Genomic DNA, 21,987 nt, shown 5'->3' on the forward strand with positions numbered 1-21,987 from the left:
TTCTTTTTTCTGTAGCAACAAACTGTCACTCTTTATTAGATACGAGGGCGTTAAGCGAGCACGACAAAAATAGGAGTTTTGACGAAGAACTTTCCGTTCTAGGAGAAACTCTCTTTTTTGTACAGCTCGTAGCCCAAGTTCAATACCATCATAAAAAAGAAGGCTTGATTTTGTTATCACAATCAGTTCAGGGAAAAGAAAATGTTGCTTTTGCACTACAAATGTTGTAAAATTGTAGTGTAAAAGCAACATAGAAAGGAGTAAGCATGTCAAAAAAAGAGATTCTACTTGAATTTATAGAAAACCACAATGGTATTATCACCTATAGAGATTGTAAAGCTCTAAATATTCCAACAATATATTTGATAAGACTAGAAAAAGAAGGAATTCTATACCGCGTCGAAAAAGGAATTTTCCTAACCCAGAATGGAGACTACGACGAATACTACTTCTTTCAGTACCGATATCCCAAGGCTGTTTTCTCATATATCTCAGCGCTTTACCTGCAACAATTTACAGATGAAATTCCTCAATATTTTGACGTAACCATTCCTAGAGGTTACCGTTTTAATACTCCTCCTGCTAACCTGAACATTCATTCCGTTTCAAAGGAATATAGCGAACTAGGAATTACTCTTGTAAAAACCCCTATGGGAAACGAGGTAAGAGTATATGATTTCGAACGTATTATCTGTGATTTTGTGATTCATCGAGAAAAAATAGATACTGAGCTTTTTGTCAAAACACTTCAACTTTACGGAAACTATCCTAAAAAAAATCTTACAAAACTCTATGAATATGCGACAAAAATGAACACCCTGGACAAGGTCAAACAAACTCTGGAGGTCTTAGTATGAATAAAGCTAAGCTAACAGCACTCTGTCATAAAATATCAAAGAATACTGGATTAACCTTTAATTCCGTGATGACCTATTACTTTCTAGAAGTGATTTTGAAAAAATTAAGTCAGAGTACCTATTCAAATCACTATATCTTCAAAGGAGGATTCCTACTGTCAAATGTTATTGGAGTTGAATCTCGTAGCACGGTTGATATTGATTTTTTGTTCCATCAAATAACACTCTCAGAAGATACTGTAGAGCAGCAACTCAAGGAAATTTTAGCAGATTCAGAAGAAGGTATTACTTTTGTGATTCAATCCATCATAGATATTAAAGAAAGTGATGACTATGGTGGCTATCGAGCAACAATTTTGTGCCAACTTGAGAATATTAAACAAGTTATCCATTTGGATATCGCGACAGGTGATGTTGTAACTCCTCAGCCGATTACATACGACTATAAAGCTATTTTTGATGAAGACAATTTTCCAATCATTGCTTATACAATTGAAACAATTCTAGCTGAGAAACTTCAAACTATCTATTCACGTAACTTCTTGAACAGCAGAAGCAAAGATTTTTACGATGTTTATATTCTTTCAAAACTGAAGAAAGAAGACATTGACTTCATTCAGTTGAAAAATGCCTGTCAGAGAACATTTTCATATCGCGAAACAGAGCTCGATTTTGAAAAGATTATTGAACTACTCGAGAGGTTCAAATCTGACCCTATTCAGAATAAACAATGGCAAAATTATTCGAAAAAATATAGCTATACAAAGGGGATTTCCCTTGCAGATGTTCTTGATGAGATGATTCGTCTCATAGCAGTTCTCATTTCTATAAATTCTGATTAATAGAGACAAAAAAATAAAAAAGGATATGCTAACATTTATACACTTTGTTAGCATATCCTTTTTGTATTTCGTCGTATAAGCAAAACTCAAGCTACTATCCACTCCAGATAATTTTCGGAAGGTGTAGTTGGGATTGCCATTGTAGTTGGTTTCGGAGATAAGGAATGAGCCATCTGGGTAGACTTTTTCGACAAAAGCCACGTGTCCATATTCTGCTGGTGTGCCATATCCTCCTCCCGCAAAGGAAAGAATAGCTCCTGCTTGTGGACTTGTCCCTGTCTCCCCACCGAGACGTGCGGCTGTACGCACCCAGTCTTGGCCATTGCCCATGGTACTGATAATTGAAATCTTCTCACCATTTTTACCTTTAAGTTTTAGACCCAGTTGGTTGATACGGGCTGCGACTCCCCACGTACATTGGCCGTAAGCATAACCCATACCGTCACCACCTCCTGGAATAGAGTTCTCAAAAAGATCTCCTCGTACAGCTTCAAGTGCTTTTGGATCGCTTTGTGCAGTCCCACCGTTGGGTTGACTGAAGCCTTTTTCAATTTGGTAATACCACTCACTGGCTCGTGTCTGACGCTCAAGTAGCTTATCACCACTATTTCCTTCCCAGTAAATGAGAAAGAGTTGGGCAAGACTAGCTGGACTTCCTGAATTTTTGAAGAAGTCCTTTAACCAGTTGGTGTAATAAGGACTATCCCCATGCAACATGAAATCCAGTTGTAACCCTAAGTCATACCACTTTAGATTTTTTCCTTTGGCATATTCGAGCAACAAGGTATGTCTGCGTGACCCATCTGCAGTATCTGTCCATTGTCCTAAGCCTAAACCACGTTTGAGAATATTTGGGTAACGTCCATTGTATATAGTTGGACCATTGAGTGAGAGCCAGCCCACATCATCCCACGAGCTGTCTGTCGCACCAATAGGAGGAGATAGATAGTCGCCTTCCGCACGCTTGGGATTAATAGAGGATTCTACCGACCAATTTCCTAAAATGGCTGCAATAGCTTGATTGGTCGCACCTTTGCTTTTGAGATAGTCATAAATAGCCTTTGCTCTCTCGAACTCATCGCCACCAAACTGACCAATAGTTGGAAGAATGGTTGTCTGAACCTGGATTACTTTTGGAAAGTAGAATGCTGGATTGACAAAGACCAACTTATCCGTGTCAACATCAACCTTCTGATAGGTGACTTTTAGACCCGTTCCGTCTTTGGTCTGACCAATAATATCTCCTGCCAAGACTGGTTGATTTTCACTCACTCAGCCTGAATGAATGCCGAACAAGGTTAGTTTAGTTTTATTCACTCCATTACCAGATGTCAAAACAACGTTCTCTCCATCAAGAGATACCTTGCCATCCATCGGAGCCACAATGACTTGACCTTCTTTTGCTTCTAAGATGATATGGTGATGAAGCGTTGGTTTTTCATCAATGACCTCATAACCATATCGGTAGGACATACTTAAGTAATCCTCATCCGTCTGTTCCTGAAAGGGATTGTCCAATTCTTGAAGGGCTAAATAGTTGCCTTCTTCGGTCAACTCTTTTAGTTCTTCTTGGTCCTCATCTGACAGCTTGTAAGCAGGTTCTTTATACAAGTCAGACATGGATTTAATAGAATCACCACCATTTAAATCCGTCCAGACTTGACTGAGAAATGCTTTGTAAGTCGCACCACCTGTTTCCATGACATCATCTAACTTGTAGTCTTGGTATTGATGATTCATGTAAACCATGATCTCATCAATCTTGGTGTAGTAGGTAATCCCTTTATCGTTGGTTCTCGTATGTTCTACATCTTCCCACGTCATGTGGGTATAGGCTTTGGTCAACTCCATCTCATCTTGCTGAATGACACTGCTTCCTGAGACACTCATGAAAAAGCTCATCATCAAAAGGAGTATCAAGAGAATGCCTGAGACAATCCAAGTCAAAGGATTTCCCGCGATTGCAGAAAAGAAGGTCAGACTTCCCTTAATGGCTTGAACAAACCCCTTAACTCCTGCTAGACTGTTCTTTCTGGCATGCTTTAAAAAGGTTTGGTAGCGTCTTTGTGGTTTAAGAGTTTTCTGGCGTGTGAATCCTTTTCCCTTTTTGAGGTTTTGGAATCGTTCCTTTCCATGAGCCACTTTCGTCTTTGTATAACGCACACCAGTCTGTCCACTTTTCACCGCCACTTTACCTGCTTGATAGGTAAACCTGCCATAGCGTCTGGCTTTCAAACTAGTATCCTTTAAGGTTCTTAGACCATCTAAATCATCATCCTGTGCCACCAAGTCAAGCGATTCAGAGGCAGCTAAGCCTAATACAGCTTTGAACTTGGTGGAGTTTTTCTTAGACTTTTGGACTTTCTTGAGTTGTTTGACTTCACGTTTGGCAGAACTCACTTCTTTTTCTGCACTGAGTCGATCAAATGATTTTTCTTGGTGAAACTGAAAGCGAGACTTCACGGAAGGATCTTCTTTTTGGAAAGTAAACTTGGGATTAACCGATTTTGACTTTTCACTTAGTTTCACTTCTGAAAAATGTTTACTTGCCGTCCGCAAACGTTCTTGGGCATGAGGAAGTCGATAGTTCTTGATTTCCTTAACCTTCAACAATCTAGGAGACACATAGGTAATTTCCTTTAGGAACTTCTCTTCTGCTTCCATTTGACTACTGAGTAGATTTTCTTTTAACTCTGTTTTCTTTTCCTGAAAAAGAGAATTTTGAGATGGTTTTCGAAATCTTCCTTTATTAGGAACAGTCTGTTTTAAGGCTCTAACTTCTTTCCGATAATGCATACGGGCTGATTTTAAGTTGCTTCGAAAGTTTTGCCTGGCTTGTTTGACTACCTTTTTATCCTCTTTCATCTCATGTCCTCATTTTTTCAGGGTCCGTACTCATGATGTCAAAGAGCTCAGTGTGTTGTGGAATCTTATTTTTGAATGGGACAACGGTGGAACCGGCCTTAATTAAGCCTGCCCCTTTTTCAGGATTGACCAAGTATTTCTCCAATTCCTTGGAAAGTCCAAGCATATGTACCAATTCTTCACGATCGCTCTTGGCCTGTTTTAATAGAATCATAAACTCGCTATTGGCGATAATGCGTCTGCCATTGGCATCCAAAAGAAGAGTCTCTACATTTTGAGTAATACCTGTCGGTATCGCCCCATACTTACGGACACGACTCCAGAGTTTAAAGAAGAAATCAGACGCGTACTTGTCCAATAGGAGAAGCTGCATTTCATCAAAGTATATCCAGGTCTTCTTTCCTAGTTTTTGGTTTTTCACCACCCGATTCCAAATTTGGTCAAAGATAACCATGAGGGCAATTTGTTTTAATTCATCGCCTAGCTTTTTGACATTATAAATCAAGAAATGACTATCTGTCTTGATATTGGTCCTATGTGAGAAAATATCCAGCGACCCTTCCACATAGAGTTCCATATCGAGTGCCAAGTCCTTAGCTTCCTGTTCAGGTTGTTGAGATAAGACAAAGACCCATTCGACCAAGGATGGTATGTCAAAATGCTTATAGGTGAGTCGTGTCACACGGTCTATCAGCGACTTCTCACGACCATCCATTTTGCGGTCCAAGAGCTTACCTATCCAAGACAAGAGAAATTCTGACTTGACCTTGACTGGATCCTCATCCATATTCTCATCGGATAGATCGAGGACATTTAGGAAGGTAGTAGAATCTGGGGCAATATCAATACTCTCCCCACCAAAGGCTTGACCGATAATACTGTACTCATTTTCTGGGTCAACAATAATAATTTCGGTATCACTATCTGCTTCTTTAAACTTAGTAGAGATGATTTCATGTTTTGTCGCCATCCCTTTGCCAGCTCCAGAAGTCCCTAAAATCAAACCTGACGGAGTATTTAACTTGCCACGGTCAATACTGATGATATTACTTGAGATTTGATTAATGCCATAAAATTTCCCACCCTTGTCCTGAATATCTACGGAAGTCCAAGGTGCATTCACGGCAATGTTTGAAGTCAATAGAGACCTAGAAATACCTTCAAGATAGTTCTTCCCAAATGGCAAGAGACTATTAAAAGCCGCTTCTTGCATATAGGTCAAGTTATCGATAATCATATCATTAGACCCTGCCACTTGCTTGATAATATCAAGAGATTGTTTGAGTTGGTCTTCAGTATCCGCAAGCACACCAATCAGAAATACGGTGTCAAACAGCTTATCTCCTGTTTGGGTCATGGTTTGAAGAAGAGCTTCTGCTTCATCGATGTTGTTTTCAAGAACATGGCCGACCTTCTCCAAATAGATTCCAGTCCGAGCCATCTTTTGTTGTTCCCCAATTTTTTGTGATTCCATCAAGGTCTTCTTGGTTCGCAGCTTGGTCATAGTTTCAGACTTAGTAGAGCCTTTAGCATGTAGGCTAATCATCACTTCCAAATCTGACTGCATGAGGTCACGAATAAATTTATCCCCTAGCTCCATACCATAGTCACGAACATAGACAATCTGTAATAATCGATCGTCCAATTCAATATGATTCTTGTGTTTAAAGGAAAGGTAGGTTGGAGCAATAAAGTGTTTGGTGGATTGACCTGACAGGGTTAAATCCTTGTAAGAGAATGGTAAATGATTTTCACCTCGTAACATATCCGCAAGGACATTCACTCGCTCTTCTCCACCAAGCAGACCAATAGATACATCAATCTCTGAAAAGCCACTCTTGAAATATTCCCCAATTTGCGACAGAGAGCGATAGGCTAGTTTTGGACTCTGGTCGCTCTTGCCAAATGAAAGAAACTTGACCGCATAAAAGTTATTCTCGCCCGCCTCTAAGTTGGCATTCATCATGCAATTTAATTCATCACGATAAGCATCAAACCCATCTTCCTGTAAGGGATAGAGAATACTCTTACGGAATTTTTCCAAATTGACCTTTTGATTGAAAATGGTCAGTTGGAAATTGGTCTTATCATCCAGTGAATTGATTAAATCGGAATATTTTTCAACAATAGCTCCTTTATCATCTAAGCCTACCGTTTGATAATTGACATCACCTAAAAGATAGGTTTGTGAGAAATAGCTTGGACTGACCTGCATAAGGCCATTCTGAAAAAGTCCTTGATAGGCTAACGTATTTACGGTAGAAGGTCTGATCTCCTGCTTCTGTGTTTTCGTCTTTTGCTTTTTGTCATTAGAAGAGGTCTTTGGTTTCATTGAGTGTTTTAATTTTTTCACGTTGGTCTCCTTTTCTTCCAGTAAATGTACGATCTGGTACTGTCAGTTCATAATGAAATCGGTACTTGAGGTAGATTTCAAATGGTAAATCATTAGGGCGATAGACCCCAAATAACATGAGTGGAATGGTAAAGCTAAAAACAAAACCATAGACAAACCAATCCCCAAATTGCCAGTAAAATAGGTTCAATCCTAATACCAAAATGGTTATGGCGATGGCAGGAAATACAAAAATAACCTGTCTAGTTGTAAATCCCAGCCATGCCCTGTGTTGAACCTTTGAGATGTCCTTAAAGACACGAGTGTTCATAAATGTTCTCCAATCTAAGTAAGCTATAAAAAGAGGAGGCGAGATAATGATTCCCTTCCTCCTACATCCCCAAAATACTTCGGGCGGTTCGTTGACTGCCAACTAAGGCAATGATTAATAAGATGGCCTGTACCAAGCCACCAAACATAATGGCGAGTGATTCCATAACTCCAGCTCCATTTGATACGGCAATCTTTCCAGCCGATTCAAACAAGGGAACAAGCGATACAATTAGAAAAATCAAGATACCTTGAACGGCATAGACCATGATGTTCTTAAGGTAGCCAATCCCAACACTTCTCCAGTCATCACTAAGGAAGGTCGGAATGGTAACAGGGGCAAAAGGAATCATCAGATAGAGTTGGATAAAGCGAATGGTAATCAAGATATTGACAACCATGATACTGGCCATTCGTACCAACCAAATGAGAATCGCAAAAAAGCCAATAATCATTTTTCCTACAATTCCAGATCCCTTGATGCCTGAGATGGTATCGTAATTAGCACCACCATTCGTGACAAGCCCTGCCACTTGTTCAATAACATAAGAGGCAATGGCAATAATGGCTTCCACAATAACCGTCGTATTGGTAATCACGACCGCGACCATAATGTAGCTGACAATCATAGGTGCTGTGGCTTCAAAGGTCATCGCACCACCTGAGTTTGCGATTTTCTTGGCCATTTTTGAAAATTCGAGTACAAGAACAACCGCAAGAATAGCTACTCCCAAGGGCTGCATAATCCCCTTGGTAATAACCGTCATGTAAGACCACACCGTCGGATTAAAGTCCGCTAGTGACTTAACCAAGTTGGCGGTTGATTCTAAATCAACTTGAAAACCTTCAAAAAGGCTATCGCTAGATACTTTTTCAGAGGCTAGAAATACAAAAGGTGACGTAAAATTCATCATCATGTCATGTTCTGACCTCCTCTAAATGGTAATCTGTGTCACAAAAGCACCAGCAGCTCCCACCATGACGCCACCAACAATTTCTAGAATGGCATTTCGGACACCTGGACCACCATCTTTAATGTTGGTTGAAAGGTTGATAATACCCATGACAACAAGAAAGGCCCCTACTGCAATCAAGCCTTTTTGTAATAGAGACATGGCTTGGGAGAACATGGAGCTAGCGTCCACTCCGTAAACAAAGCCTGTTAGTTTTTGATTCATATTTTTCCTCATTTCTATTAATGTAGTGTCGTTTCTGTGCTTAAATCCCTTATTTTATGGCCTGACAAATCTATCTCTTCCTCAGTGATTAGGGGATTGATGTGGTAGTGCCACCAGCGTTCATCAGATTCCTTATCTGCAAGCCATTTCCAATTCTTATGTTTGAGTGGAAAATATTTCTTTGATCTAAATACTGGCACTCCTGCAATTCTTACGAGGCACTCATCTCGTTTCATATTCCCAACTTCATCAGCCGTCATCAAGTCACGGGCAATTTTCTGGTGTGAGGTAGAACTTGAGCCAGTCTGCCCAAAAGAACGACTGGTGCTTCTGACATCAACGGTTTGTTTGCCTAGAAGTCCACTCATGAACTTAAAGGTTTCCTCATCATTCCCACCCAAATAGAGGAGACTGTCACAGTTCCCCAAAATGGTTTTCCAAGCTTCTTTTTCCTTATAAAGTCCTTGGAGTTGGGCAATATTTTGCAAGATTGGAACTAGACTCATGTTCCTAGAGCGAACTGTTGAGGTTTGTTCGGCAAAGTCTGAGATTTCTCCGACATTCGCAAACTCATCTAGATAGCTTCGAACATGAATAGGCAGTTGCCCTTTAAAGTCCATATCTGCCTGTCTGGTCAAAGTAGAGAAAACCGTAGAGAAAAATAAAGCAGATAGGAAACGAAAGGTAGTATCGTTATCTGGAATAACAAGATAGACCATGGTCTTTTGAGTGCCCCACGTTTTCAAATCCATAGTGTCTCTTTGCGTCAAATCAATCACTGATTGGATATTAAAAAGGGCAAATTTAGCTGTTGTAACCGCAATTACCGAATCCAATGTCTTATCCTTATAATTTTGGAAATCCGCCCAGTTTCGCATGGTAAAGTTCTCGTGACCATATTTCTTAGCATAGTCTTCAAACAAGACTTCAAGAACACTTTTGTCCTGATTGTCTCCCTTTGATAAGAGTTTGATGAGTTTCCCAATCTCTGAAAAGGCTGGATAACGGCCACGCTTACGTCTTGCTTCCTGTTCTTGCTTGGAACTTCCTGGAGGATTGTAAAAATCCAGCAAATAGGAGGCAATCGCTCTCACCAATGTCATGGAAGCCTCGTCCCAAAAGGGATCACTGCGAGAACCATTTCCCTTGGTATTGTTAAAATAGACCGTTAACATGCGGTTCAAATCATTTTCTGTCTCAACATAACGAAAGGGATTAAAACCATCTGAATTGGTCATGTTAACCAGGTCTAAAACCTTGACCTGATAACCGTTTTCCAAAAAGAGTTTACCTGTCTTCTCAGCCAAATGGTCTTTAGGATCCACGACAATATTGGAACAGTTAAGCTGGATAAGGTTGGGTTTCACAAAGCGAAAGGTCTTACCTGCCCCAGAACCCCCAATGACAATCAGGTTTTTATTTCGGTCAAACTGGGGCTTCTTCTTTTCCAACAAGGTCAGACGAACATCACGAGCCAAAATCGTGTCATTGAAAGGATACTTACTGTAAAAGAACCGCTTTTCCTTACTGGTTCCAAATCGTGCAGAACCATATTCTTCCCCTTCTCGATAGACTTTCTGTCCTGTTGAAATATACAGATAGACTAGCATCATCGTTAGAACCCCTAGGATAAAAGCAAGAAGAGATTTTTGAGTAAAGTAAAATAGCCATAAAGGATTGAAGACTTGATTTAGCCCCTCTCCTAAGAGGTAGGCAAAACGTTCAATAGGTGGGGCATTGGTTAAACTATCATAGAGTAGGGTTAGACGATGGCAGAAATAGCCAAAGGCGAGACCCAAGAGTCCAAAGACAAATGCTTTTTGCCTGGAATACATTACAAGGTCACCTCCTTTGTTTTGACTGCCAAAGGTTCTGTCACTTTTATTTTCTCTTTGGCCAATTCAATCTCTTGGTCCAAGGTTTTGTCAAAAGTTAGCCCTTGTAACTTTTCTGGATTAGACACCAGTTTCTTCAACAATTCATCCAAGTGATGACCGAGCAAGGTCTTATCCTTGGCATAAAAGTAGAGATAGTCTTTATGCCAACTAATTGCGATTGGCAGTTTTTCTGACTCCATTAGCTCCTTGAATTTCTCCACATCAATTGGCTTATCTAAAATGTCTTTACTAACATTAATCCCTTCAATGGCGTAAGGGCTTTGAAGGAGTTCTTCCAGTTTTTGAACCCCAATCTTATAAGCTGAATCTTGGGCTAAGGCTTGCCTAGCTGACCATTCTAAGAGCTTTAAGAGGGTTCTAACTGTCAATAAACTACTTCTTTCCACGTATTGCATTGCTTGACGTTCTTGTTGTTCAGATGACATGGTGACCTCCTCTTCTTTGAATTCCCTATCAAACATAAGGTGCTTCCATAATACTGAAGCACTCTTGATTTTGGTATCACAAGAAGGTTAAGATATTAACCAAACTATTCCAAAGCAAATGTAAGGTGATTGCCGTCATACAATCTGTTTTCAATCGGACAACAGCCAAGGTCATCCCAAGACAGCTATAGATGAGCCAACTCCCTAACTGATTGGGTCCATGGGATAGAACAAAGAGAAAACTGGTCACTCCTATTTGTACAACGGGATACGTCAATTTTTTCCACAGCAATTGCCTGTAAACTACCTCTTCAAGGACACTTGCATTGACCAGAAACAGTAAAAAGATAAGATGAGGAACCTGCTTTTCTACTTGTGCCAATACCTCTTGATTCCTAGTCTGAACTGAAAATAGGAAACTGATGAAGACTGCATAAGCAACCATACACACAAAACCAAGAAGCAACCATCTTAGGCGATTTTGTAGGGTTATATTTTTTGCTTGAACAGTTTTGTGATGAGTAATCTCTAGACAAGCTACACCTAAAAGAAGCATTTGTAGCAGGATTAAGACCTTAATCGTCATATAGTCATGCAGGTATAAACTCACAAGAAGACCGTTAAGCTGTATGGCTAGATAATACAACACTACCCTTATCATTGTCACCTCTTGAATAAATCTTCATAATCAATATCTAATACCAAAACAATTCGCTCAACCCATCTTGTCTGTGGCATCAGACGATTGGATTTGTAATGTCGCAATTTTTGATAGAGGCGATTAAACTCACTTGGATAAATATATTGACCTTTGAATACTTTGCGAGCTAGTTCTGCCCAAGTGAGGTCTTTTTCTGCTAGAATGATTTCTAAATTGTCCCAAAATCGTTCATTCATCTTCACACCTACCCTGTCACTTGTTTCATCAGACTGGCCTGAAACAGCTCCTCTTTTACCTGTCTAGGAAGAAAGGTTCGCACTTCATCTAACCCAATAGCTGGATAGACATGATTCTGGCAGACAATGAGATGCAAACGAAGGTTTTGGTCTGGCTTTTGGAGAATAAGCTGAATCATCTCATTCAAACTTATCGAATATTGACGCTTAAACCGAAGAAATCGTGGCGACAGCAACTCAAAACAATCCGTGGTTTTGGCAAAGAGTGACAGTAAGATTTCCCGGTTTACATCACATGCTTTTGTACAACGGTAAGTCACACCATAGGTCGTCAATATGGTTAGTAAATCTTGATTTGTATTGGCATTATTTCCTAGATATACCTCAAGCATAGGCTCCTCCTTATAGGGTTAGGCTATTTTCAACTGTTGGTTCAGGAGTTGAGAAATAGCGACTCATATCAATGGGCATCCGTCCTTCACTAAAGCACTTGACCGTCACCAAAGTCGTTAATATGCCCTCCTTTCCCCTAGCAGTATAATTTTCACCAAAGGCACGAAAAGCCAGGTGATTGTCTTTCGTCAATAGTGTATCTACACCATTTTTAATATCCCTAGTTTCCAAAAAATCCGATATCCGATGAAGATTGGATTCGTAGAATAGGGGATCATTCATCTCTTTGTGGTAATCATCTTCAAAAGTCACCTCAAAGTCACAATCAAAATTGGGGAGCGACAGTATCTTTTCCAATAACTGATTGGTTTCAACTTGGTGAATACGTTCCTCTAAATCAGTACACTCTAGGATACTTTTCTTATGTAGTAGGTTCATGTTTTTCTTCCTCTTCTATTTTTCTAAATTCTCTCGCAATGGCTTCAATAACCGTCACCGTTACACTATTGCCTGCCTGTTTGTATAGTTGGCTCTTACTGGAAACACTCTCTGCTCTTTCATAAGCCCAATCAGGAAAGCCTTGAAGTCTGAAACACTCTCTTGGTGTCAGTCGTCTAATTCTTAGGCGATAGAGTTTTCCGTCTAAGACAATGCCTGTGACTTCATACCACTTATCCTGTCGATATTCCAGAGCAGCGACCACCACTCCCATATTATCTGAAGTCGTCAGGGTATTGGGTATTCCCTTTCCCACTCGTCCCCTACGTTTGGTTGAGTCTGGATAAGCTAGATTGACAGAGTCTCCAAGAGCTGCCTTTGCATACCCTCTTTTTGTGGCTTCCTTGATTTTCAGAAATGGTAGCTCCTCTCTCAGCAAAATCCTTGGCACCTTATCTCCACCTTGCATGGTGGTCAAGGTCGGTGACAAGCCAGCAATGTCAAAGACTCTTCCAGTCTGGTCAAAGCTAGTCGGCAGATTTCCTGCGACGACAACACCATGTCTGTCTTGACTGGTCAAAGTAAACATGGGGTCTTGATTGTCCTTAAAACGACGCCCATGTTGGCGTTTTTCTAGTCTATCTGGTGTTAAGACTGGAATGGCGATTTTAGCTCCCTCTCCTTTACCTCTTGTTAGTGTAGGAGCAAGTCCACTCGTCAGATAGACTTCACCATTCAAACCACGTTTAGAGGGATTGATATTTCCTAACCTTTCAAGATGAGCTGGGCTGTTTTCTCTTCTGAGAGGAAATAGGAATCTGGAACGGTATCTTCTAGAATGTCCGATAATAAAGACCCTTTCTCTGTTTTGCGGGACTTGGAAGTCCTTACTGTTAAGCACCTGCCATTCGACATCATCCCCCAATTCATCCAGCGTGGAGAGGATTGTGGAGAACGTCCGTCCCTTGTCGTGATTGAGTAGGCCTTTGACGTTTTCCAAAAATAGAAAACGTGGTTGGATTTGTTTGGCCGCTCGAGCAATCTCAAAAAAGAGAGTCCCTCGAGTATCTTCAAATCCCAGTCGTCTTCCTGCGAGTGAAAAAGCTTGGCAAGGAAATCCCCCGCAGATAACCTCCACTTGCCCTCTAAATTGTCTAAAGTCATGGTCTGTGACCTCTTTAATGTCATGGTATTCTATTTCTCCTTCTGTGTTAAACATGGCTTTATAAGATTTTCTAGCGAATTTATCAATTTCATAAAAGCCCAAACACTCATGCCCCTGTGCTTCCATTCCTAGCCTAAAACCACCTATCCCAGCAAATAAATCTAAAAATTTCATTCTTCCTCTCTTTTCAAATAAAAAAGAGCCTTACACTTGTAAAACTCTTGCCTATATATGATCATCCATTTCAGGTGCACGGATGATTTCAACAATCAAAATGATGATAGAAATCAGATAGACTCCACCTAGTATCCACCAAATCATCTTAATCACCTCCCTTTACTTCTTGTCGTCTGAGCTGCTTGGTCCACTCTGACAGCACACCATTAAATACATATTCAGCTATCACTTCTGCTGACCGAGCAAATCGCATATGTTCCAATGCGTACTGATAACGGTCACTAAAATAAATCATGGCATAGTCACTAGCCGACTGAGATAGACCTGTCTGTTTTAACTGGTCATGAACCAAACCCCAAATATAGTCTCGATCGTACTTGGTCACGGCATCGACTTTTGAAGAAAAGTTTTCTTCTTGTTTGTCATCTACTAGCTGAATCTCCTCCTCGTCCTCAATAAGGAAATCACTCCCTTCAGTTTCACTATATTTAGTCTCACTAGGGGCTGAATTTAAGACCGGCCCCGTCTTTTTTTGAGATCCCCCTAGTGTTTTTTTAACGCTAGCCCCGTTTGAATCTAAGACTGGGGTAGGTTCATGTTCTAATTCCCCCAAGTAAATTTTATTTGCCATACGACCTTTTTCACTAGAGGACTGTTGGACTTCATCAATCAAGCCATATTCACGTAAGGTTTTCTTGATAGAGAGTAATTTTGACTTTGAACAACCTAAAAGTGCCATCAGATTTGAATTGGAATAAATCAAGTAAATAGCCCCATCCTCATCAATCCAGCCCTTACTCAAAGACAACTCCAACCGATCTTTTAAAACCGCGTAGGCTACCTTAACCTCCAGCTTCATATCCTTATACCGTTCGCTCTCAAACAAAACTTTGGGGAGTTTATAATAACGCTCTGATGTCTGATATTGATTAGCTGTAATTCGTTTCATGATTGTCCCTCCAAGACTAAAATTCCAACATTTCCAAATTCATCAAATCGGATTAAACCTAGTTGTTCCATTTCATCAATTAGCTGAGTTGCTTTCTCAATATCAACTCCCAAGATAGACGCGAGATGACACATCACCATTTGACGTGATGATTGTTCCTTCTTTTGCATAATTACCTCCAAAACTCAAAAAAGGGGTAGACAATTTAATGTCTACCCCCGAAAATTTATTAAAACAAAAATCCTACCAAAGAATTTTTGGCAGGATTTTTGGCAGGAAACCAAATCAATTTATCAGTTTCTTTCAATCGCTTATCGCTCTCAAAGACTGGTAAATAGGGATTTCGCAATCTAATTATGATGTGACTCTTATTTAAGAGTAACTGAAGCGCCTGCTTCTTCCAATTTAGCTTTGATTTCTTCAGCTTCTGCAGTTGCAACGCCTTCTTTAACCATAGCTGGTGCACCGTCAACAAGCTCTTTAGCTTCTTTAAGACCAAGACCAGTGATTTCACGTACAACTTTGATAACGCCAACTTTTTTGTCGCCAGCAGATGTCAATTCAACGTCGAATGAATCTTTAGCTTCTTCAGCAGCACCACCAGCTGCAGCAACAGCTACAGGAGCAGCTGCAGTTACACCAAATTCTTCTTCGATAGCTTTAACAAGGTCGTTAAGCTCAAGGATAGTAGCTTCTTTAATTTCAGCAATAATGTTTTCAATGTTCAATGCCATTGTAATTTTCCTCCAATTTAGGTTTTTAAATAGTTTGTAGCACTAAGCAGCTACGCTCTGACGCATTAAGCTGCGTCTTCTTTTTCTGCAACAGCTTTGACAGCGTATGCAACGTTGCGAACTGGCGCTTGAAGTACAGAAAGCAACATAGAAAGCATGCCTTCGCGGTTTGGCAATGTAGCAAGTGCTTCGATTTCTTCTTTAGAAGAAACTTTACCTTCTACAGCTCCACCTTTGATTTCAAGAGCATCAGCAGTTTTCGCGAAATCGTAAATTGTTTTAGCTGGAGCAACTGCATCGTTTGAGAATGCAACTGCAGATGGACCTACAAACAATTCTGCAAGACCTTCAAGACCAGCTTGCTCAGCAGCACGACGCAAGATTGAGTTTTTGATAACTTTGTACTCAACTTCTGCACCACGCAAGTTACGACGAAGAACTGTATCTTGTTCTACTGTCAAACCACGAGCGTCTACAACAACGATAGATGTTGCAGCTTTCATTTGCTCAGCAACGGCATTTACTAATTCCGCTTTTTTAGCGATAATAGCTTCACTCATTTTTTTACCTCCGTTTTTATTTTGGACTAGGCACAAAAAAATCGCACCTAAACCTAGACACGAAAGTACAAATACGTTTATCTCAATAATCGTTTTGTGCCTCGGTAGGATGTTTATGAGTCCAGCTCCCCTACTGTCTTAGGTCAGTTTTTTCAAACCTCAATTATCATAACACAGTATTTTCAATAATGCAAGACTTTTCTCCTATTTTTTTAATTTTTTAAACATTTTTTCAAACTGGTATTGCCGTTTAGTTCGTTTTAGTTGTAGAGGTCAGACTTGGAATGTGAAACACTAACTGCTGTGATTTGCTTCGTAAATCCTATCTCCAACCTTTTTATCTCGATTTTTTCATTTCTAAGCCCAGGCTGAAACAGTTCACTGAACAGTTTTACTCCACCGGCCTGTTAAACCCAATCAACTACTGCGCTGAGATGTTGATACTAACCTTGAGAAGCGGTGCTGGACTTTTTACCCAGCCTCCGCTTGTCGAAGTAAGCTAAGATAAACTAACATGACTATAAAAAACAACTGCCATTCCCTTGAGAATAGCAGTTTAATCTTATTTAATCTTGTCTTCTTCGTAGTCACCATTTGGACAGACAACTTGTTTACCACCACCACGAACTTTTTTCTCAACGAGATAGTGGTCGCATTTCGGACAAGAACGCCCGACTGGCTTGTCCCAAGAAGTAAATTCACACTCTGGGTAGCGATCGCAACCATAGAAAAGACGATTGCGTTTACTCTTGCGTTCAATCACCTGCCCTTTTTGGCAAACCGGACAAGTCACACCGATTTCCTTGGTGATTTGTTTGGTATTGCGGCAATCAGGGAAATTGCTACATGCATAGAATTTTCCAAAGCGACCTAATTTAATAACCATTTCATGTCCACAAACATCACAGTCAAAGCCAGCTGGTTCATCCTTAATTTGGATTTTTTCCATCTGTTCTTCTGCCTTAGATAATTCTACCTTGAATGGCTGATAGAAACCGTCAATGACCTTCTGCCACTGCTCTTTCCCGATTTCTACATCATCCAATTTTTGTTCCATATCGGCTGTAAATTTGACATTGACAATATCTGGGAAGAATTCAACAATCAGCTTATTAACGATTTCTCCGAGTTCAGTTGGTTCAAATCGCTTAGCCGCAAGCTTAACATAGTAACGTTTTTGAATGGTTTCAATTGTTGGTGCATAGGTTGACGGGCGACCTACACCATTCTCTTCTAATGTTTTAATTAAGGTTGCTTCAGAGTAGCGAGCTGGTGGCTGAGTAAAGTGTTGTTCTGGATTTGTTGACGCGCGTACCACCGTGTCACCTTGTTCCATATCTGGCAACATCTTATTTTTATCAGCGTCGTTATAGACAGCCATATAACCATCGAATTTTACTTGGCTACCATTAGCAGCAAAGACAATACCATTTTGACCCAAACGAACACTCATGGTATCAAAAACTGCTGCAGCCATCTGACTTGCGACAAAACGATTCCAAATCAGTGTATATAGTCGTAATTGGTCCTTGTCCAGATATTTTGCAATTGATTCAGGTGTTAAGTTAACATTTGATGGACGAATGGCTTCGTGGGCATCTTGTGCACCACTGGCATTTTTTACTTTATTACCATGCTTTGAATAGGTAGCACCAAAACGCTCCGTGATAAAGTCAGCAGCTTGTGCTTGTGCAACAGGGCTAATACGTGTTGAATCCGTACGCATATAGGTGATCAAACCTTGGGTACCACCTGCGCCAAGACTGACACCCTCATAAAGTTGTTGGGCAACCATCATGGTTTTACGAGTACGGAAATTGATTTTATTAGCCGCATCCATCTGCATAGTAGAAGTTGTGTAAGGCAGAGGTGCATTTCGTTTGCGTTCCTTACGCTCAACCTGTTCTACTAAGAAATCATCTCCATCGAGTCGGGCAAGAATTTCTTTAACCTGCTCATTGTTTTCAATTTTAGTTTTCTTTCCATCTATACCATAGAATGAAGCCTGGAATTTCTTGCTCCCCTTTTTGAAGGTTGCATCAATTGTCCAATATTCTTCTGGTTTGAAATTGCTGATTTCATTTTCACGGTCGATTATTAATTTGAGAGCAACCGATTGAACACGTCCTGCTGACAGGCCTTTTTTGACTTTCTTCCATAAAATAGGTGAGATAGAGTATCCTACAATACGGTCTAAGACGCGACGAGCTTGCTGGGCATCTACCAAGTCTAGGTTAATAGCACGTGGCTCCTGAAAAGCATTTTTTACTGCATCTTTTGTAATTTCATTAAAGACAACACGGTTTTTATCGTTTGCGTCCAATCCCAAAATGTGAGCCAAATGCCAAGAAATTGCTTCTCCTTCGCGGTCCGGGTCACTCGCGAGAAAGACTTGCTTAGCATTTTTTGCTTCTTTTTTCAAAGAATTGATGAGTGGTCCTTTTCCACGTATGTTGATGTACTCAGGTGCATAGTTGTTATCAAAGTCAATAGACATACTAGATTTCTTCAAATCTCGAATATGCCCGACTGAAGCAACGACCTTATAATTTTTACCAAGATATTTTTCGATTGTTTTTGCCTTAGCAGGAGACTCTACAATAACGAGATTTTTCTTGGTTGTTGTTTTTTTCTTACTAACTGTTTTTGTAGCCATTCTTATACCTTACAAATATTTTTAACCTCACAAAGAATATACTATTTTTCAGTCAGTGTCAAGATATTTATTTTCCTATAGGAAGACTTGTTTTAAAATTGATACTCAGAAATGATGTCCAAGCCTGATGTGATGCACTTTGCCCCCTCTTGAATCAGATGATGACAACCATCTGATTTTCCGTCCATAATGGAACCTGGAATAGCATAGACTTCCCTTCCTTCTTCCAAGGCACGTTCGCAGGTAATCAAGCTACCAGACCGCATTTTTGCCTCACAGACCACCAGACCTTCTACCAACCCAGCAATGATGCGGTTACGTTCTGGGAAATGGTATTTGAGTGGCTGAGCACCAGCTTCATACTCTGTCAGCACCAGATGGTGTTTGCCAATATAGGTCTGCAAATCTTTATTTTCTTTGGGATAAATATTATCTAAACCTGTTCCGATTACAGCAATGGTTTGTCCTCCATTTTTCAAACTGGCGATGTGGGCAGCCGTATCAATTCCTCTTGCCAAACCACTGACAATGACAAAGCGATTGTTGAGTTCTTTGATAATCTTCTGTACTGACTGAACACCATTTTTACTGGCATTTCGTGTACCAACAACTGCCAGCTTTGATTTTTCTAGCAATTCTAAATCCCCTTGATAAAACAAAAGTACAGGTGGATTGTAAATCTGTTTGAGCGCCAAAGGATAGATGTCATCTAAAATTGAAAATGATGGATACTTATTAAATTCCTCGCGACAGGCTTTTGTATCTAGATTCTTATAATTTTCCATGAATAGTACTGGATTTTTACATTCAGACACTACAGCGACGTTACGTAAGGTCAATTTTTTACCATGTTTTTCTTGATAGGCCAAAACTTTATTCATATTAAGATTGGTCAAACCTGCTTTTTTCCATTTAAACAATTCAAAATTATTCATTTTCTTCACCTCATTCTTATTGTTCGTAATGGAAAGAAAAAATTCTCCCAAATGGAAGAATTATTTTTGAGGTATTTCTTTGATAACACGCGCAGGATTTCCCGCTAAAACGACATTATCACCAAAAGACTTGGTTACAACAGAACCAGCACCAACAACAACATTGTCCCCCAAGGTCACGCCTGGTAAGATTGTCACACCACCACCAGCCCAGAAATTATCACCAATTGTAATAGGAGCCCCGTATTCCAAGCCAGAATTGCGTTCGTCAGGGTCCAAGGGATGCAAGGGAGTCAACAATTGCACATTGGGACCAAGCATAGCATTTTTCCCAATTCGTATCGGACAGACATCAAGCATAGTACAGTTGAAATTAGCATAAAAATCCTCTCCGACATGGATGTTACTTCCGTAATCACAGTAGAAATTTGGCTCCATGTAAATCCGCTCTCCTGTAGCTCCAAACCAGTTTTTCAAGATTTGAGAACGTATAGAGCCATCTAATTCATTATTGAAGTCCTGCATCTTTTGGCGAGCCAGAGTTCTCATTTGTCTAAGTTCTGGATCTGCTGCCATATAAAATTGCCCAGCTATCATCTTTTCTTTTTCAGTCAGCATACATCTGCTCCTTTTTTTCTTCTTAATACATATCTTAGGTTTTATTAATCTAAAAGTCAATCCTTCTTGACAAGTCCAGCTAAGATTTGGTATTGTTCTTATTAATTTAAACCAACGAAAGAGGGAATCATGCAAGAAAAACATGAACAAACTATAACTTTGACTGCTGTAGAATTGCTTGGGTTGATACAAACTGAATCGGTGCAATTACTAGACGTTCGTGACCCAGAAGAATATTCAGCTGGTCATATTGATGGTGCTATTAATTGTCCCATGGATCGGATTGCCACATTTGATGGACCAGTCGACCAACACTATCTCCTCATCTGTAAGAGTGGAAAACGTAGCAAGCTGGCCAGAGAAATCATGTCATCTAAGGGATATAAGGCAAATGATATTGCAGGTGGCATGGATGCTTGGGACGGATTGATTGTGAAATGAGGGTATTTCGGAAAGGAAGTACCCTTTTTCTTTACTTTATTTTTTGAAAATTATATAATCTAGTTATGGATACTAGATAAAAGAAAGTAGATAACCATGAAACAAACTATTCCCTACTGGCATGAATTACCTGATTTAGATTTATATTTGGACCAAGTTCTGCTGTATGTCAATCAAGTAGTCAATTCTCAGGAAAGCCTTGAACAGAAGAGTTTATACTCAATGAAAATCTACAGTAGCCTAGGAAACGAAGCCGATGATAGAACTGGGGTTCATCAAGGCAAGTTGACAACGGATAATGTTGATTTTCGAAGAGTATTGACTGCTGCAATGATCAATAACTATGTCAAACACAAACAGCTTGAAAAACCTATTAAGAAAAAATATCAGAAACAGCAAGTTGCCCGCTTGATAGCATTGACTATCTTAAAAAATGTCTTTTCTATTCAAGAAATCAGTCAGACCTTAAATCTTCTTCTCCACTCGAACAACTCTGAAACCTTATACAATCATTTTGTTGACTGCATGCGAAATGAGGAGAGCGATGAAACGCCTGAAATCATTCGTTATGCCTGCCAGTCTGTTAAACTATATTACAAAACCCGTCAACTCACTATGGAGTTAGAAAGGAGTCACCATGAATCCTAGTTTGAAATTAAGTCTGAAATTGTCTTTTGGCGAAGAAGTCGCAAATAGCGTCACCCATGCAGTCGGAGCCCTGCTTATGTTGGTCTTACTCCCCATTACTGCTATCCATTCTTTTCAAGATTATAACGTGACTGCTGTGGTCGGCATGACTATCTTTGTCATCAGCCTATTTCTCATGTTCCTATCCTCTTCCATCTACCACTCCATGCCCTACGCTTCTACTCACAAATACATCCTACGGATTATCGACCACAGCATGATTTACATTGCTATCGCTGGAAGCTACACACCTGTTGCCCTATCCTTGGTCGGTGGTTGGTTGGGCTATCTAATTGTTGGTTTACAATGGGGATTAACCATTTTCGGCATTCTCTATAAAATTTTCGCCAAAAAAATCAATGAAAAATTTAGCCTTTTTCTCTATCTCTTTATGGGCTGGTTGGTTGTCTTTATCTTGCCAGCCATTCTTCAAAAGACTGGACTTGTTTTCGGAATTCTGATGCTGGCTGGTGGTTTATCTTATACTATTGGAGCCCTCTTCTACGCCAAGAAAAAGCCCTATTTCCATATGATTTGGCATCTCTTTATCCTACTGGCTTCAGCACTACAATATATCGCCATTGTCTACTTTATGTTATAAGAAAACAGC

23 protein-coding genes, 1 pseudogene and 1 other annotated feature are annotated in these 21,987 nt (G+C 40.0%); of the genes and pseudogenes, 5 read left to right on the top strand and 19 right to left on the bottom strand.

The window, feature by feature from the left end; all coding sequences use genetic code 11:
• Positions 1–266: 266 nt before the first annotated feature.
• Positions 267–857, top strand: a complete 591-nt coding sequence (locus tag K5Q34_RS01065) for a type IV toxin-antitoxin system AbiEi family antitoxin domain-containing protein (protein WP_221864362.1) — start codon at positions 267–269, stop codon at positions 855–857.
• Entirely contained in the window at positions 854–1,699 is an 846-nt protein-coding gene (locus K5Q34_RS01070) for a nucleotidyl transferase AbiEii/AbiGii toxin family protein (protein ID WP_221864363.1), read from the top strand. The genes K5Q34_RS01065 and K5Q34_RS01070 overlap by 4 nt, the downstream gene beginning before the upstream one ends.
• A 66-nt stretch (positions 1,700–1,765) precedes the next feature.
• On the opposite strand, the pseudogene K5Q34_RS01075 reads toward K5Q34_RS01070, so the two are convergent.
• The 19 genes and pseudogenes from K5Q34_RS01075 to K5Q34_RS01165 form a co-directional block, all read right to left on the bottom strand.
• Positions 1,766–4,564, bottom strand: a pseudogene (locus K5Q34_RS01075) (phage tail tip lysozyme); the annotation flags it as partial.
• 1 nt (position 4,565) lies between these two features.
• A complete protein-coding gene (locus tag K5Q34_RS01080; RefSeq protein ID WP_221864364.1) occupies positions 4,566–6,917 on the bottom strand; it encodes a VirB4-like conjugal transfer ATPase, CD1110 family in 2,352 nt (783 codons plus the stop codon).
• A complete protein-coding gene (locus K5Q34_RS01085) occupies positions 6,874–7,227 on the bottom strand; it encodes a PrgI family protein (protein ID WP_014636282.1) in 354 nt (117 codons plus the stop codon). The genes K5Q34_RS01080 and K5Q34_RS01085 overlap by 44 nt, the downstream gene beginning before the upstream one ends.
• Positions 7,228–7,288: 61 nt before the next feature.
• Positions 7,289–8,143, bottom strand: a complete 855-nt coding sequence (locus K5Q34_RS01090; protein ID WP_205027950.1) for a conjugal transfer protein TrbL — start codon at positions 8,141–8,143, stop codon at positions 7,289–7,291.
• 18 nt (positions 8,144–8,161) lie between these two features.
• On the bottom strand, positions 8,162–8,404 hold the full coding sequence (locus K5Q34_RS01095) for a hypothetical protein (RefSeq protein WP_001072182.1): 243 nt from the start codon (positions 8,402–8,404) through the stop codon (positions 8,162–8,164).
• A gap of 17 nt (positions 8,405–8,421) precedes the next feature.
• Entirely contained in the window at positions 8,422–10,239 is a 1,818-nt protein-coding gene (locus tag K5Q34_RS01100; RefSeq protein WP_205027949.1) for a VirD4-like conjugal transfer protein, CD1115 family, read from the bottom strand.
• A complete protein-coding gene (locus K5Q34_RS01105; protein WP_205027948.1) occupies positions 10,239–10,727 on the bottom strand; it encodes a hypothetical protein in 489 nt (162 codons plus the stop codon). The genes K5Q34_RS01100 and K5Q34_RS01105 overlap by 1 nt, the downstream gene beginning before the upstream one ends.
• Positions 10,728–10,803: 76 nt before the next feature.
• Positions 10,804–11,388 (bottom strand): CPBP family intramembrane glutamic endopeptidase, encoded by a 585-nt coding sequence (locus K5Q34_RS01110; protein ID WP_205027947.1) that lies wholly within the window; start codon positions 11,386–11,388, stop codon positions 10,804–10,806.
• A gap of 2 nt (positions 11,389–11,390) precedes the next feature.
• A complete protein-coding gene (locus K5Q34_RS01115) occupies positions 11,391–11,624 on the bottom strand; it encodes a hypothetical protein (RefSeq protein ID WP_001005704.1) in 234 nt (77 codons plus the stop codon).
• 8 nt (positions 11,625–11,632) lie between these two features.
• Positions 11,633–12,016, bottom strand: a complete 384-nt coding sequence (locus K5Q34_RS01120) for a hypothetical protein (RefSeq protein ID WP_221864365.1) — start codon at positions 12,014–12,016, stop codon at positions 11,633–11,635.
• A 10-nt stretch (positions 12,017–12,026) separates the two neighbouring features.
• A complete protein-coding gene (locus tag K5Q34_RS01125; protein ID WP_221864366.1) occupies positions 12,027–12,455 on the bottom strand; it encodes a hypothetical protein in 429 nt (142 codons plus the stop codon).
• Complete coding sequence (gene dcm / locus K5Q34_RS01130; protein WP_221864367.1) at positions 12,439–13,794, bottom strand: DNA (cytosine-5-)-methyltransferase; 1,356 nt, start codon at positions 13,792–13,794, stop codon at positions 12,439–12,441. The genes K5Q34_RS01125 and dcm overlap by 17 nt, the downstream gene beginning before the upstream one ends.
• Positions 13,795–13,942: 148 nt before the next feature.
• Positions 13,943–14,746: a replication initiator protein A gene (locus tag K5Q34_RS01135; RefSeq protein WP_221864368.1), complete on the bottom strand. Its 804-nt coding sequence runs from the start codon at positions 14,744–14,746 to the stop codon at positions 13,943–13,945.
• A complete protein-coding gene (locus K5Q34_RS01140) occupies positions 14,743–14,916 on the bottom strand; it encodes a hypothetical protein (RefSeq protein ID WP_032504865.1) in 174 nt (57 codons plus the stop codon). Before K5Q34_RS01140 ends, K5Q34_RS01135 begins: the two co-directional genes overlap by 4 nt.
• A 198-nt stretch (positions 14,917–15,114) precedes the next feature.
• On the bottom strand, positions 15,115–15,480 hold the full coding sequence (rplL, locus tag K5Q34_RS01145) for a 50S ribosomal protein L7/L12 (protein WP_002936483.1): 366 nt from the start codon (positions 15,478–15,480) through the stop codon (positions 15,115–15,117).
• A gap of 65 nt (positions 15,481–15,545) precedes the next feature.
• Complete coding sequence (gene rplJ / locus K5Q34_RS01150; protein WP_002936486.1) at positions 15,546–16,040, bottom strand: 50S ribosomal protein L10; 495 nt, start codon at positions 16,038–16,040, stop codon at positions 15,546–15,548.
• 26 nt (positions 16,041–16,066) lie between these two features.
• Positions 16,067–16,201: a sequence feature (ribosomal protein L10 leader region), on the bottom strand.
• 401 nt (positions 16,202–16,602) lie between these two features.
• Positions 16,603–18,696, bottom strand: coding sequence for a type I DNA topoisomerase (topA, locus tag K5Q34_RS01155; RefSeq protein ID WP_024408846.1), 2,094 nt, complete (start codon positions 18,694–18,696; stop codon positions 16,603–16,605).
• A gap of 92 nt (positions 18,697–18,788) precedes the next feature.
• Complete coding sequence (dprA, locus tag K5Q34_RS01160) at positions 18,789–19,631, bottom strand: DNA-processing protein DprA (protein ID WP_205027484.1); 843 nt, start codon at positions 19,629–19,631, stop codon at positions 18,789–18,791.
• Between the two features lie 60 nt (positions 19,632–19,691).
• A complete protein-coding gene (locus K5Q34_RS01165; protein ID WP_205027943.1) occupies positions 19,692–20,249 on the bottom strand; it encodes a sugar O-acetyltransferase in 558 nt (185 codons plus the stop codon).
• Positions 20,250–20,378: 129 nt separating this feature from the next.
• Between K5Q34_RS01165 and K5Q34_RS01170 the strand changes: the two genes are divergently transcribed.
• The 3 genes from K5Q34_RS01170 (at position 20,379) to K5Q34_RS01180 (ending at position 21,978) form a co-directional block, all read left to right on the top strand.
• Positions 20,379–20,690, top strand: a complete 312-nt coding sequence (locus K5Q34_RS01170; protein WP_105115626.1) for a rhodanese-like domain-containing protein — start codon at positions 20,379–20,381, stop codon at positions 20,688–20,690.
• 96 nt (positions 20,691–20,786) lie between these two features.
• The gene (locus K5Q34_RS01175; RefSeq protein WP_205027942.1) at positions 20,787–21,338 is read left to right on the top strand and encodes a DUF1836 domain-containing protein; all 552 of its coding nucleotides are present in this window, start codon (positions 20,787–20,789) and stop codon (positions 21,336–21,338) included.
• Positions 21,328–21,978, top strand: a complete 651-nt coding sequence (locus K5Q34_RS01180) for a hemolysin III family protein (protein ID WP_024385246.1) — start codon at positions 21,328–21,330, stop codon at positions 21,976–21,978. Before K5Q34_RS01175 ends, K5Q34_RS01180 begins: the two co-directional genes overlap by 11 nt.
• The last annotated feature ends 9 nt before the right edge of the window (positions 21,979–21,987 follow it).

Origin of the sequence: Streptococcus sp. 2018110 (assembly GCF_019754115.1) — a bacterium.
In the GTDB taxonomy this organism is placed as follows: Bacteria; Bacillota; Bacilli; order Lactobacillales; family Streptococcaceae; genus Streptococcus; species Streptococcus hashimotonensis.